16 protein-coding genes are annotated in these 12416 nt (G+C 75.2%); 8 read left to right on the forward strand and 8 right to left on the reverse strand.

Annotation, left to right across the window (positions count from 1 at the left end):
* Positions 1 to 432: an SAV_6107 family HEPN domain-containing protein gene (locus H5V45_RS03395; RefSeq protein WP_185251645.1), complete on the reverse strand. Its 432-nt coding sequence runs from the start codon at positions 430 to 432 to the stop codon at positions 1 to 3.
* 8 nt (positions 433 to 440) lie between these two features.
* Positions 441 to 821, reverse strand: coding sequence for a DUF6504 family protein (locus H5V45_RS03400; protein WP_185251646.1), 381 nt, complete (start codon positions 819 to 821; stop codon positions 441 to 443).
* A 221-nt stretch (positions 822 to 1042) separates the two neighbouring features.
* Between H5V45_RS03400 and H5V45_RS03405 the strand changes: the two genes are divergently transcribed.
* Complete coding sequence (locus H5V45_RS03405) at positions 1043 to 2416, forward strand: MFS transporter (RefSeq protein WP_185251647.1); 1374 nt, start codon at positions 1043 to 1045, stop codon at positions 2414 to 2416.
* Here H5V45_RS03405 and H5V45_RS03410 read toward each other — a convergent pair.
* The gene (locus H5V45_RS03410) at positions 2347 to 2829 is read right to left on the reverse strand and encodes a hypothetical protein (RefSeq protein ID WP_185251648.1); all 483 of its coding nucleotides are present in this window, start codon (positions 2827 to 2829) and stop codon (positions 2347 to 2349) included. The two genes, H5V45_RS03405 and H5V45_RS03410, sit on opposite strands and share 70 nt — an antisense overlap.
* Before the next feature lie 68 nt (positions 2830 to 2897).
* On the opposite strand from H5V45_RS03410, the gene H5V45_RS03415 reads away from it, so the two are divergent.
* From H5V45_RS03415 to H5V45_RS03430, 4 genes are read left to right on the forward strand one after another with little or no spacing between them, the layout of a single operon-like run.
* The gene (locus H5V45_RS03415) at positions 2898 to 3371 is read left to right on the forward strand and encodes a YbaK/EbsC family protein (RefSeq protein WP_185251649.1); all 474 of its coding nucleotides are present in this window, start codon (positions 2898 to 2900) and stop codon (positions 3369 to 3371) included.
* A 3-nt stretch (positions 3372 to 3374) separates the two neighbouring features.
* Positions 3375 to 3959 carry a DUF4126 family protein gene (locus H5V45_RS03420; RefSeq protein ID WP_185251650.1) on the forward strand — a complete coding sequence of 195 codons (585 nt, stop codon included), beginning with the start codon at positions 3375 to 3377 and terminating at the stop codon, positions 3957 to 3959.
* 19 nt (positions 3960 to 3978) lie between these two features.
* Positions 3979 to 5373 carry a hypothetical protein gene (locus tag H5V45_RS03425; protein WP_185251651.1) on the forward strand — a complete coding sequence of 465 codons (1395 nt, stop codon included), beginning with the start codon at positions 3979 to 3981 and terminating at the stop codon, positions 5371 to 5373.
* 34 nt (positions 5374 to 5407) lie between these two features.
* Entirely contained in the window at positions 5408 to 6712 is a 1305-nt protein-coding gene (locus H5V45_RS03430; protein WP_185251652.1) for a phytoene desaturase family protein, read from the forward strand.
* Between the two features lie 26 nt (positions 6713 to 6738).
* On the opposite strand, the gene metF is transcribed toward H5V45_RS03430, so the two are convergent.
* Positions 6739 to 7629, reverse strand: a complete 891-nt coding sequence (gene metF / locus H5V45_RS03435) for a methylenetetrahydrofolate reductase [NAD(P)H] (RefSeq protein ID WP_185251653.1) — start codon at positions 7627 to 7629, stop codon at positions 6739 to 6741.
* A 63-nt stretch (positions 7630 to 7692) separates the two neighbouring features.
* Between metF and H5V45_RS03440 the strand changes: the two genes are divergently transcribed.
* Positions 7693 to 8769: a polyprenyl synthetase family protein gene (locus H5V45_RS03440; RefSeq protein WP_185251654.1), complete on the forward strand. Its 1077-nt coding sequence runs from the start codon at positions 7693 to 7695 to the stop codon at positions 8767 to 8769.
* Positions 8770 to 8839: 70 nt separating this feature from the next.
* Positions 8840 to 9388 (forward strand): GNAT family N-acetyltransferase, encoded by a 549-nt coding sequence (locus H5V45_RS03445; RefSeq protein WP_185251655.1) that lies wholly within the window; start codon positions 8840 to 8842, stop codon positions 9386 to 9388.
* Here H5V45_RS03445 and H5V45_RS03450 read toward each other — a convergent pair.
* The 4 genes from H5V45_RS03450 to H5V45_RS03465 are packed head-to-tail and all read right to left on the reverse strand — an operon-like array spanning position 9366 to position 11409.
* Positions 9366 to 10037, reverse strand: coding sequence for a nucleotidyltransferase domain-containing protein (locus H5V45_RS03450; protein ID WP_185251656.1), 672 nt, complete (start codon positions 10035 to 10037; stop codon positions 9366 to 9368). The two genes, H5V45_RS03445 and H5V45_RS03450, sit on opposite strands and share 23 nt — an antisense overlap.
* A 52-nt stretch (positions 10038 to 10089) precedes the next feature.
* A complete protein-coding gene (locus H5V45_RS03455) occupies positions 10090 to 10530 on the reverse strand; it encodes a barstar family protein (protein WP_185251657.1) in 441 nt (146 codons plus the stop codon).
* The gene (locus H5V45_RS03460) at positions 10527 to 10991 is read right to left on the reverse strand and encodes a guanyl-specific ribonuclease (RefSeq protein ID WP_185251658.1); all 465 of its coding nucleotides are present in this window, start codon (positions 10989 to 10991) and stop codon (positions 10527 to 10529) included. Before H5V45_RS03460 ends, H5V45_RS03455 begins: the two co-directional genes overlap by 4 nt.
* Positions 10992 to 10995: 4 nt before the next feature.
* Positions 10996 to 11409, reverse strand: a complete 414-nt coding sequence (locus H5V45_RS03465) for an Rv2175c family DNA-binding protein (RefSeq protein ID WP_185251659.1) — start codon at positions 11407 to 11409, stop codon at positions 10996 to 10998.
* Positions 11410 to 11567: 158 nt separating this feature from the next.
* Between H5V45_RS03465 and H5V45_RS03470 the strand changes: the two genes are divergently transcribed.
* A complete protein-coding gene (locus tag H5V45_RS03470) occupies positions 11568 to 12356 on the forward strand; it encodes a transglycosylase SLT domain-containing protein (protein ID WP_185251660.1) in 789 nt (262 codons plus the stop codon).
* Positions 12357 to 12416 lie beyond the last annotated feature (60 nt).

Below are 12416 nucleotides of genomic sequence, written 5' to 3' on the forward strand. Positions count from 1 at the left end.
CTAGCCCACCGCGCGGGCGCGAGCGGGCGTCGAGACGTGCGGGACCAGGCCGAGCGACTGCTCGACCACGGCGAGGAAGCGGTCGGCGTCGCGGACCAGGTCGTCGGCCTCGCGCTCGGTGACCGCCCGGGTCGAGCCGGCCTCGGCGGCGGCCCGCTTGGCGGCCCCGGCCGCGAAGAAGCGCGCCCACTCGGCGAGCTCGGGGGCCACCTCGGCGAGCAGCACCCAGGCGTTCTTCTGGGGGCGGCGGCGGGCCGGGGCGGGGTGCGCCCGGGCGGCGAGCAGCGCGGCCGCGGACCGCAGGGCGGCCACGTGGGCGCAGGCGTAGCGGGTCGGGACCTCGTCGGCCGCGATCGCCTCGCTGAGCGACTCGGCGGCCCGGACGAGGTAGGAGTGGGTGGTGGCGGGCAGGGCGTAGGGGTTGACGTCCACGGCGCGCCTCAGTCCGCGCAGCCGACGAGCAACCAGTGACCGTCGCTCCAGTCGAAGGAGAGGTCGAAGACCCCGCCGCGGTCGTCACCCTCGACGGCCGCCCCACGGCCGGCCTCGACCCGCCACAGCTCGCGCTCCCCCACCAGGTCCGGGCTCGCGACGCGGACGGCGGTCCCCGTCCCGCAACCCGCCCCGGGACCGGTCGCCGGCTCGTCCGAGCCGATCACCGCCCGGGCGTCGGCCGACTGCCACCAGGGCGTGGTCTCCACCCAGTGCGCGAGCACGGCCCGCACCTTCCACAACCGGCCGCGCCACAGGAACTGCTCGGGACCCTCCACCCCGGTCACCCAGCCCTTGCGCACGTCCACGGGGTCGTCGTAGCGCCTCATTCGATCGTCCTTCCCTGCCTGCTGCTGCACCGTCGACCCGCTGGACCCGACCCCGGAGCCCCGGCGGGGCGGGGGTCGAGGTCGCCCCGCCGGGGGTGTTCGAACAGATGTTCGAACACGAGAACCGTACACCCCGCCGCGGACAGTCCGTCAAGGTCGACCCGGCGAGAAAACCCGATGATGTCGTAGCGACATCATTGTGACGGCATTATGGTGTCGTCATGACGTCATACGAGGAGCTCGGCCGGCCCGACCACCGCCCGGCCGGCTTCGACCTGCGGGCACCGTGGCGGTTGCTCCGACGGCGACGTGACCTGCGGCTGCTGGTGACCGCGAGCCTGGTCTCGCTCAGCGGGGACTGGATCCTCGGCATCGGCCTGGCCTACGCCGTCTACGACCTGACCGGCTCGACGCTGGCCTCCACCGGCACCCTGCTCGCCGGGCTGCTCCCCCAGGTCCTGGCCGGGCCCCTGGCGGGCGTCCTGGTGGACCGGTGGGACCGCCGCCGCACGATGATCGCCACCAACCTCGCGATGGCGGTCGGTCTCCTCCCGCTGCTCCTGGTCACCGGGGCCGACCGGGTCGGACTGGTCTACGCCGTGCTGGTGGGCCAGTCCCTGCTCGAGGTGTTCTTCGCCCCCGCCGAGCAGGCGATGCTGCCGCGCCTGGTCGACGAGGACGAGCTGGTCACCGCGAACGCCGTCAACGGCCAGGCCCGCAACCTCGCCCGCCTGCTCGGCGGGGCGCTGGGCGGCACCGCGGCCGCTGTCGGCGGCGTCCCGGCGGTCGCCGCACTCGACGTGCTGACCTTCCTCGCGGCCGCCCTGCTGCTGCGGGCGATCCGCACGAGCGGGCGGGTCGAGCGGCGGTCGACCGAGGCGGCCGAGGCGGCCGTGCAGCGTCGGCTCACGGCACTCCGCGACGAGCTGCGCGGCGGCATCCGGGCGGCGAGCCGCGAGCCGGCGATCCGGGTGCTGCTGGTGTTCCTGCTCGTCACGAGCGCCGGTGAGGGGATCATGGGCACGCTGTTCGCGCCGTTCGTCCGCGACGTGCTGCAGGGCAGCGGCCAGGCGTACGGCGTGATCTGCGCCGTCCAGGCCGTGGGCGGTCTCCTGGGCGGGCTCGTCGTGGCCGGCCTGGCGCACCGGCTGTCCCCGCTGGCGCTGCTGGGCGCCGGGTCCGTGCTGTTCGGACTGGTCGACCTCGCGATCTTCCTCTACCCCACGGCGTACGTCGCGATCTGGCCGGCGGTGCTGGGCATGGTCGTGGTGGGGATCCCGGGCGCTGGCGCGGCGGCGGGGCAGATGACGATCTTCCAGCAGCACACCTCGGACGCGGAGCGCGGCCGGGTGTTCAGCCTGGTCGCGCTCGCGCAGACCACGGCCGGCGTCGCCGGGACGGTCGCGGCTGGCCTGCTCGGCGAGAGCATCGGGATCGTGCCGGTCCTCGCGTTCCAGGGCGTGGGCTACGTCGTCGCCGGGACCTACGTCACCCTCGCCCTGCGCGGCGACCGCTCAGGACGACCTCAGGGGGCGGTGGACGAGTCGAGCCCGGCCTCGTCGGGGTGCGACGACAGCCAGGCACCGCGCATGTAGGCGCTGGAGTCGCGGTGCCAGAGCAGCACCAGCAGGGCCAGGTCGAGCAGCACGGAGACCACCGAGATGACCAGGAAGACCGGGGGCGGGTCGGTCCGCAGGATCGCCAGCGACCCGATGCCGATGAAGACCACCAGCGCGGCCAGCGAGATCCGCGCCCAGCCGTGCCCGTCGCGGACGAACATGATCAGCACGCCCGCCAGCGCGGCGAAGACGATGCACAGCACGATCGCCACCGGCGTGAACGCGGGCGGCTGGACGTCCACCCCGCCGTCGGCGCGACCGGCCGCCCAGGAGCGCACGAGCTCGTCGTGCAGGACGACCGTGAGCAGGGCCGTCAGGACCGTGAGCGCGATCAGCGCGACCAGCACGCGCACCGCGTTGGTCACCGAACCCGGCTGCTGCCGTGCCATCTGGAGCTCCTCAACCGATCGGTGTCGTGGGTGTGGGCCGGGCGCCGCACCCTCGCTAGGGTCGCAGTATGCCCAGCGAGCACCCGTCGATCACCCGATTTCGAGATGAGCACGCGCGCCGCGGAGGCACCGGCGAGGTGGTCATTCTCCCTGACGCCGTCCACACCGCCGCACTGGCCGCCGAGGCGCTCGGCTGCGAGGTCGGCGCGATCGCCAACAGCCTCCTCTTCGACGCGGCCGGCAGCCCGGTCCTGATCCTCACCTCGGGGGCGCACCGCGTCGACACCGACAAGGTCGCGAGCGAGGTCGGCACGGGGCCGCTCAAGCGGGCCAAGCCCGAGTTCGTGCGCCAGCACACCGGCCAGGTGATCGGCGGCGTCTCCCCGCTCGCCCACCCGGCGCCGGTGCCGACGTACCTCGACTCCTGGCTGCGCCGCTACGACGTCGTCTGGGCGGCCGCCGGCCACCCCGCGGCGGTGTTCTCGACGACGTACGACGAGCTCCTCGCCCTCACCGGCGCCACCGAGATCGAGGTCGCCTGAGCCGTGGAGTCCTTGCCCCTGGTGTTCTCGAGCGGCTGGGCCAGCGGCGTCAACGCCTACCTGGTCGTGCTGGTCCTGGGCACCTACGACCGCGTCCGCGACGTCGCCTCCGTGCCCGACGTGCTGGGCCGCTGGGACGTGCTCGGCATCGCGTTCGTGCTCTACGCGATGGAGTTCGTGGCCGACAAGATCCCCTACATCGACTCCACGTGGGACCTCGTCTCGACCGCGATCCGGCCGACCGCGGGCGCCGTCATCGGCGTGCTCCTGGCCGGTGACGCCGACTCGCTGGACCAGGCCGTGCTGGGCGTCGTCGGCGGCGGCACCGCCCTGCTCTCGCACCTGGTGAAGGCGGGCGGACGACTCGCCCTCAACTCCTCCCCCGAGCCGGTCACGAACATCACCGCCAGCGTCGTCGAGGACTTCGCCGTCCTGGGGGTCGTGTGGTTCGCCGTGGTCCACCCGCGGACCGCCGCGGCGGTCGCGGCGGTGTTCCTCGTGGCCGGGCTGGTGATGCTCTACTTCGTCGCGAAGCTCGTGCGCCGGGGCTGGCGCCGCTGGAGAAAGCGCGAGCCCGCGACCGCCTGACCGGGTTAGCGTCGGTCCCGTGGACCTCACCGACCCCGACCAGCGCGCCGCGGTGACCGCACGCCTCGCCGGGCTGTACGCCGGCCAGCCGGTCGTCGTCGGCCCGACCGTGCTCGCCGGCACGACGTCGTACGTCGCCTGGTTCCGCGCCCGGGGCTGCCCGGTGCTCGTGCTGGCGACGGCCCGCGGGGCCGGGGCCGTCCCGGTCGACGGCGACTGCGTGGTGGTCGACGTGACGCCCCCGCCGACCGTGTCGGTCACCGAGGAGCTGCGCACGCACGACCGGCTGGCGCGGCACCTGCCCGCGGAGGTGGTGGCGGCGGTCGAGGCCTTCGACCCGGAGCGCCGCGGCACGTGGTTCACCACGCCGTTCGTCACCACCGACGAGCCGATCCTCGGTCGCCCGGCCACCGGGGGCCGCCCGGCGTCCTTCCTCGCCCTGGAGGACAAGATGCTGGCCGACGAGGTCTGGGACGCGGCCGGTGTGCGGCGGGCGCCGTACCTCATCGCCCCCGTCGACGACGCCGCCCTCGCCCGCGCCACGGACGAGCTCGCCGGCCCGCTGGGCGCCGTGTGGTCGGGGGACGCGCGCGACGGCTTCAACGGCGGCGGCAACTTCGTCCGGTGGATCCGCGAGGACGCCGACCAGGCGGCCGCCATGGCGTTCTTCGCGCCGCGCTGCGACCGGGTGCGGGTGCTGCCGTTCCTCGACGGGGTGCCGTGCTCGATCCACGGCTTCGTGCTGCCCGACGGGACCGCCGCGCTCCGGCCGGTCGAGATCGCGATGCTGCGCGACGTCGAGCACCGCTCCTTCGTCTACGGCGGGCTCGGCACCTTCTGGGACCCGCCCGAGGCGGACCGCGCGGCGATGCGCGACGTCGTGCGCCGGGTGGGGGCGCACCTGCAGGCGGCGCACGGCTACCGCGGGGCGTTCGGCGTCGACGGCGTGCTCACCGCCGACGGCTTCCTGCCCACCGAGCTCAACACCCGGATGTCCGCCGGCGCCACGACCGTCGCCGAGGTCGACCGCGAGTTCTTCACGCTCCTGCAGGCGAACCTCGTGGCCGGCGTCGACACCGGCCTGACCGTGGCCGACGTCGAGGCGCTGGCGCCGCTGATGGACGCGGAGCGGCACGGCAAGGTCGTGGCGTTCGCCGACGAGCGCTCCGTCGGTGGCCCCGACGCCTACGACGTCGCGTGGGACGGCCGCGCCTTCGCCCGCGCCGACGCGCCGACCGGCAACGTGCTGTCGGTGGCCGACACCCCCTCGGGGATGTTCGCCAAGGTCGACCCCTGCAGCGTCCTGACCCGCGGCGGCCGGCTCGCCGAGGTCAACCTCGCATTGATGGCCTTCCTCGACCGGGAGTACGCCGTCGGCTTCGGCGACCTGACGGCGGCGCCGGACCTGCGCTGAGCCCCGGCGTGCGGCCGGACCGTAGGGTTCGGCCATGGCGCGCGTGGTGGTGGTCGGTGGGGGCTTCGGCGGCCTCGCGTCCGCCGCGCGCCTGGCCAAGACCGGCCACGACGTCACCCTCGTCGAGCAGTCCGCGACGCTCGGCGGCGCCCTGTCGAGCGTGACGCTCGACGGCTTCACCTGGGACGCCGGCCCGACCTGGACGGCGCTCCCGGCGGTCGTCCGCGACCTCTTCCGCAAGTCCGGCCGACCGCTCGAGCGCGAGCTCGACCTCGTCCCCCTGGAGGTGGTGCGCGAGCACCGCTTCGAGGACGGGACCTCGGTCGCCGTGCCGGGCGGCTCGCGCGCCGCCCAGCTGGCGGCCTTCGACGCGCTGTCGCCGGGGCTCGGGCAGCAGTGGGTCGACCACGTGGCGTCGTACGCCGACGACTGGGAGGTGCTGCGCCGCGGCTACCTCGAGGTGCCGTGGCAGCCCGACGCACTCCCCCGCGACGTCGCCGCCCGGCTCGACAGCCGCGAGGTGCTGCACAAGCGGCTGCGCCGGACCTTCCGCGACGAGCGGCTCCGGCTGGTCGCCGGCCACCCGTTCCTCGCCGACGGCCACGACCTGCGCAACGTGCCGGCCTGGGCCGGGCTGACGGCCTACCTCGAGCAGCGCTTCGGCGCCTGGACCGTCCCCGGCGGGATGGCGCAGCTCGGCACCGTGCTCGGCGAGCGGATGACGACGCGCCGGGTCACGGTCCTCACCTCGACGCAGGCCCGCGACGTCGTGGTCCGCGGCGGCCGCGCCGTGGCCGTGGCCCTCGAGGGCGGCGGCGAGCTGGACGCCGACGTCGTGGTCTGCGCGATCGACCCGCGACGGCTGCCCGCGCTCGCCGTCCACGTGGCCCGCACGATGCCCGCGATCCCCCCGGTCGTGTGCCACCTCGGCCTGTCGGGCGAGCTGCCCGACCTGCCGCACGAGCTGGTCCTGCACGGCAACCCCACGCTCGTCGTGCGCCCCGGCGGCACCGCACCCGACGGGCACAGCGCCTGGACGATCCACGGCCGCGGCCACCTCGCCGAGGACATCCTGCGCGCGCTCGCGCGCCACCAGGTCGACGTGCGCGCCCACGTCGTCACCCGGCTGGACCGCTCGCCGCGCGAGCTGGTCGAGCAGTGGGGCGGCTCGCCGCTGGGCGTGCTGTGGCAGGGCCGCGCGACGGTGCGCCGCCGGCTGGGGCCGACCACGCCGGTGCCCGGGGTGTACGCCGCCGGGGCGCACGCGACGCCGGGAGGCGGGCTGCCCTTCGTCGGGCTGTCGGCCGCGCTGGTCGCGCAGGCGGTCGGGCCGGCCTGAGGCCGGACCGGGCCGCCGGGGACGCCTCAGACGGTGACGTTGAGCGCCGCGAAGATCTCGAGCGTCGCCCGGGAGAAGTTCAGCGTGTAGAAGTGCAGCCCCGGCGCCCCGCCGGCGAGCAGCTCCTCGCAGAGCTCGGCCGCGATCGCGATCCCCTCGGCGCGCACGGCGTCCTTGTCGCCCTCGTGGGCGGCGATCCGGGCGACGACCTCCTCGGGCACGTCGGCACCGATGAGCTCGCCCTGGCGGCGGATCGCGCTGAGGTTCAGGATCGGCATGATGCCGGGCAGGATCGGGATGTCGACGCCGCGGGCGCGCACCCGCTCGACGAGCGCGAAGTAGTCGGAGGCGCGGAAGAACATCTGGGTGACCGCGAACTCCGCCCCCGCCCGGGCCTTGGCCACCAGCACGTCGGCGTCGTGGTCGAGCGAGGCGGCCGAGGGGTGGCCCTCGGGGAACGCCGCGACCCCGATCCGGAAGTCACCGCGCGAGCGGGCCAGCTCGACCAGCTCGTCGGCGTGCGTGAGGCCGCCCGGCGTGGGCGTCCACTCCCCGCGGGGGCCGGTCTCCGGGTCGCCGCGCAGCGCCATCACGTGGTGCACCCCCGCGGCGGCGTACGTGTCGAGGATGCCCTCGAGCTCCGCGCGCGTGTGCCCCACGCAGGTCAGGTGCGCCATCGGCGTCAGGGAGGTCTCGTTGGCGATCCGGCTGGTGATCCGCACGGTCGAGTCACGGGTCGAGCCGCCGGCGCCGTACGTCACCGAGACGAACGTCGGGCGGTAGGGCTCGAGCGCCGCGATCGCGCGCCACAGCCGCTCCTCGCCCGCCTCGTCCTTCGGCGGGAAGAACTCGAAGGAGAACGAGCGCTCGCCCCGGCCGATCAGCTCGGCCATGCCCACTCCGCGTCCGGTGCCCATGCCGGAAAGTCTAGGAGCGGGGGCGGCCCGGGCCGGCGCCTGTCCACTGACTAGGCTCGCCGCGTGACGAGCGGATGGGACAGTGCGGGCTTCCGGGACCGCCTCCAGGCGACGCTCGACGCCTTCCTCGACGAGCAGGCCGCGCTGCTCACGCCGCTCGGTGACGACGCCGCGCGGCTGATGGCCGAGGGGCGTACGTCGGTGTCCGGCGGCAAGCGCTTCCGGGCCGCCTTCTGCTGGTGGGGCCACCGCGCCGTGGCCGACGCCGCCGGCGTGGCCGTCGACGAGGACGCCCTGCTGCGCGCCTGCGCGGCCCTCGAGCTGCTGCACGCCAGCGCGCTCGTGCACGACGACCTGATGGACGCCAGCGACACGCGCCGCGGCCGCCCGGCCGTGCACCGCAAGCTCGAGCACGACCACCGGGCCGCGGGCTGGCGCGGGGACCCCGAGCAGTACGGCGCCGCAGCGGCCATCCTGCTCGGCGACCTCCTGCTGAGCTGGTCCGAGGAGCTGCTGCGCCGCTGCGGGCTCCCCCGGGACCAGGTCGCCCCGGCCCTCGACGTCTTCGACCGCTGCCGCTCCGAGGTGATCGCCGGGCAGTTCCTCGACGTGTCCGTCCAGGCGCGCGGCCGGGCCGACGTCGACACCGCGATGACCGTGCTGCGCTACAAGTCGGCGAAGTACTCCATCGAGCGCCCCCTCCACGTCGGCGCCGCGCTCGCGGGTGCGAGCCCCGCCACGATGGCCGAGCTGACGGCGTTCGGTCTGCCGCTGGGCGAGGCCTTCCAGCTGCGCGACGACCTGCTCGGCGTCTTCGGCGACCCGGCCACCACCGGCAAGCCGGCCGGCGACGACCTGGTCGAGGGCAAGCGCACCGTGCTCGTGGCGCTCGCGCTCGACGCGGCCCCCGACGAGGAGGCCGCCCTGCTCGACCGCTCGCTGGGCCGCGACCTCGACGTGGCCGAGGTGCAGCGGCTGCGCGAGGTCATCGACGGCTCCGGCGCGCACGCGTCGGTCGAGGCCGTGATCGGCGAGCTGGCCGCGCACGCGGTCGCGGCGCTCGACCGCGCCGACCTGGACGAGCACGCCCGGGGCGTGCTCCGCGAGCTGGCCTCGGCCGCCACCGACCGCGTCGTCTGAGCACCGCCCTGCCGCACCCCGGCGGGAAACCCCCGCGACCGCCGGCACCGGCCCGGGGCACGATGGCCCCATGCCGCTGCCCACGCCCACGCTGACCACCGACCGGCTGCTGCTGCGGCCCGTCGCGGACACGGACGCCGACGACCTCTTCACGCTGCAGAGCGACGCCCACGTGCTGCGCTACTGGGACTCCCCGCCCTGGCAGGACCCCGCCCGCGCCCAGCGCTTCATCGCCACCTCCCGGGAGCTGGCCGAGGAGGGCTCCGGCGCGCGGCTCGTGCTGGAGCGCACCGAGGACGGGGCGTTCCTCGGCTGGTGCAGCCTGACCAAGTGGGACCCGGTCCACCGCTCCGCGTCGATGGGCTACTGCCTTGCGGAGTCCGCGTGGGGCCAGGGCTACGCGACCGAGGCCGGGCGGGCGGTGCTGCAGTGGGCGTTCGCCACCCTGGACCTCAACCGGGTCCAGGCCGAGACCGACACCCGCAACGTCGCCTCGCGCCGGGTGCTGGAGAAGCTCGGCTTCCGGCTCGAGGGCACGCTCCGCGAGGACTGCGTCGTGGACGGCGTGGTCTCCGACTCGTGGGTCCTAGGCCTGCTCAGGCGGGACCGGACGGCATGACCCACGGGTGCGCCGGGTCCAGGCGGGCCACCGTGTCGCTCAGCCACTGACGCGCCTCGGCGCCCAGCAGCGGCAGGCAGACCTCGGCGTCGACCCGGTCCTTCTCCCGCACCTGCGCGGCCTTGAACATCAGCGTCACCTCCGGCCGGGCGTAGCGCAGCCCGTCCGCGGCCACCCAGGTGACCGCCTCGAGGTCCTCGGTGTGCGCGCGGTGGCGCTTGTTGGTCCACCGCCCGTCGGCGTCCGGGGTGAACGGCACGTCCAGGACCCAGGGCGAGGAGGCGTCGCGGCGCACCCACACCTGGCTGTCCGGCCGCACGTCGGTGAACCGGCTGTCGAACGGGCGGAACCACGACTCGTCGACGTTCCACGGCGTCCAGCGGTCGCCGAGGAACACCCGGAAGGCCTCCGCGTCGCTCGACAGGATCGAGATGTCCATGTCCTCGTGGCTCCGGGAGACACCGGTGAAGGCCTCGATGCTCCAGCCGCCGATGATCCACCAGGGCCGGTCGAAGCCGGCCATGAACTCCCCGATGGTCGTCGGGTCGAGCGGGTCCCAGCCGCCGTACCACCGGTCGAACTCCTCGGGCGGCAGGTGCGGGGCGCCCGGCGGGAGCGGGCGGGGCGGCTCGGCGGGCGGGGTCGACATGGTCGGGCACTCTAGCGGGCAGCCACCCGCCTGGGCCGGTCCGTGACCGGCCTCAGCCGAGGAGGGGTACGCCGGCGGGCGCGGGCCCCGCACCCCGCAGCAGCACCGCGAACGGGCCGCCCCGCTTCGCGTCGGCGCGTACCCCGAGCACGGTCAGCGCGACGGCGAACGCGCTCGGTTGGGCGGTCGCGAGCCGGCCCCAGTCGTCCCAGAGCAGCAGCGTGCCGGCCCGGTCCCCGGCGTCCACGTCGTGCAGGCAGTCGGCCAGGGCGTCGAAGTTGGCCCCGTAGTGCGCCGGGAACTCCAGCGCCTCCCCCAGCGCCGCCAGCAGGGCGGGCTTGGTCGGCGCGCCCGCACCGTCGACGTGGGCGAAGCGCCAGCCGGCCTCGTCGACCAGGCGTCGTACGTCGTCGGGCGCGGCGGTGGCCGGCGGCACCCACCGGAACACGTGCGGCTCCACGTCTCCGGCCAGCAGGTCGGCGAGCGTGCTCATCGGGCCACGATCCGGGCGAAGTGCGCGTAGTGGTCGGGGGTCCAGTACAGCTCGCCCCCGTCCCCCGCGATGATCCGCCGGGCGCCCCGGTCGTCCGAGCCGGGCGTCTCGACGGTGAACTCGCGGTAGTAGCCGCGCTCGTGGTCCGGCAGCAGCCCCTCGTAGTTGCCGAAGGTGCCGCCGTCCTCGTCGTACGGGTACGGCCCCTCGGAGCGGATCAGCGCCAGCGTGCGCGTCGCCTCGGCGGGCAGGTCCGCGATCGTGACGTAGGGCAGGCCGCTGTCGGGGTCGAGGCCGGTGGCACCCCCGCTCGGGAGCGTCTGCTGCTGCGAGGTGCCGCCCGGATCGTCGGCGTGGGTCGCGCCGTCGTCGCCGGACTGCACCCACCACACCAGCACCGCGACGAGCGCGGTGACGACCAGCCCGACGACCTGTCGACGGCTGGTCCGGGTGGTGCTCATCGGCTCAGAGGGCCATCGCCTGGGCGCGGCGCTTGACCTCGGAGCCGCGGTTCTCGCGCAGCGCGTCGATCGGGCGGCCCGGGAGCTCGAGGTCGGTGAACAGCCACGCGATGCACTCGCGGTCGGTGTAGTGGCCGTCGTGCAGCATCGTCAGCAGACCGGGCAGGCCCTTGACGACGAGGCCGTCCTGGATGAAGTCGGCCGGCACCTGCTGGCCGGCACCCTCGCGCGGGACCGCGGCGGCGAGCTCGTGCTCGCGGATCATCGTGCGGACCTTGGCGACGGTCACGCCGAGCTCGCGGGCGGCCTCGGCCCAGTCGATCCAGTCCGGGATCAGGGCGCCGAGGTCGACCTCGGGCGCGTCGGACCCTGCTCCGGACCCGGCGTCGGGCTGCTCGACAGACGGGGAGTCACTCATGGACCCAACTCTTCCACCTGCCCGGTCAGGTGCGAAACCCGTGCCGTCCGCACCGGCCCGTGCGACACGCCTGCCCCACCGTCCACTTGAGTCACAGCGCCGATCCGCCTAGCGTCGATGGCTTTCCTGCGCTCGATCCCCCACGTCAGGAGCTCCTCGTGCACCGGTCCCATGCCATGCCCCGCCCCACGTCCCGTCTCGTCCCCCGTCTCGCCACCGGCCTCGTCGGCGCGGCGCTCGCCGCGTCCGGCGTGCTGGCCGCCCCCGCCCAGGCCGCCGACGGGGCAGCCGACGGGGCCGACCGGCGGATCGTCGAGCACCGCGTCCGCGCCGGGGAGACCGCGACCTCGCTGGCGGTCCGCTTCCACGCCTGGACCGACGAGCTGGTCGCCCGCAACCACCTGGGGCGGCACGCCGCCCTGCAGGTCGGCCAGGTGATCGAGATCCCGGTCGTCGTGTCGGCCACCCGCGGGCACCACCACCGGCACCACGGGCCCGCGACCCAACCGCCCGCCGCGAGCCCGGATCCCGTGGTCCCCGGGCGCGAGCGCGTCCGCCGGGTCGTCGCGCGCACCGCCGTACGCCAGGGGCTGGACCCGCAGCTCGCGCTCGCCGTCGCCTGGCAGGAGTCGGGCTGGCGGATGGGCGTGCGCTCCGACGCCGGTGCGATCGGCGCCCTGCAGGTGCTGCCCGGGACCGGCCGCTGGATGGAGCTGTACGCCGGCCGCCCGCTCGACCTGCGGACGCTGGCCGACAACGCCTACGCCGGCACCCGGCTGCTCGCGCTGCTCCAGGACGAGACCTCGAGCACCCGGCGGGCCGTGGCGGCGTACTACCAGGGCCTCGGCGCGGTCCGCCGCCACGGGCTCTTCGACGAGTCGCGGCCCTACGTGCGCAGCGTCCTGGCGATCCGGGGCAACCTCGAGGCGGGCCGGCCGCCCGCCTGACCCCGGTCCGCGCCACGCCGGGGACGGCTCAGCACCACGGGCGGGGCCTCGATCCGTACG

The sequence above is a fragment of the Nocardioides luti genome (assembly GCF_014212315.1).
GTDB lineage: Bacteria > Actinomycetota > Actinomycetes > Propionibacteriales > Nocardioidaceae > Nocardioides > Nocardioides luti.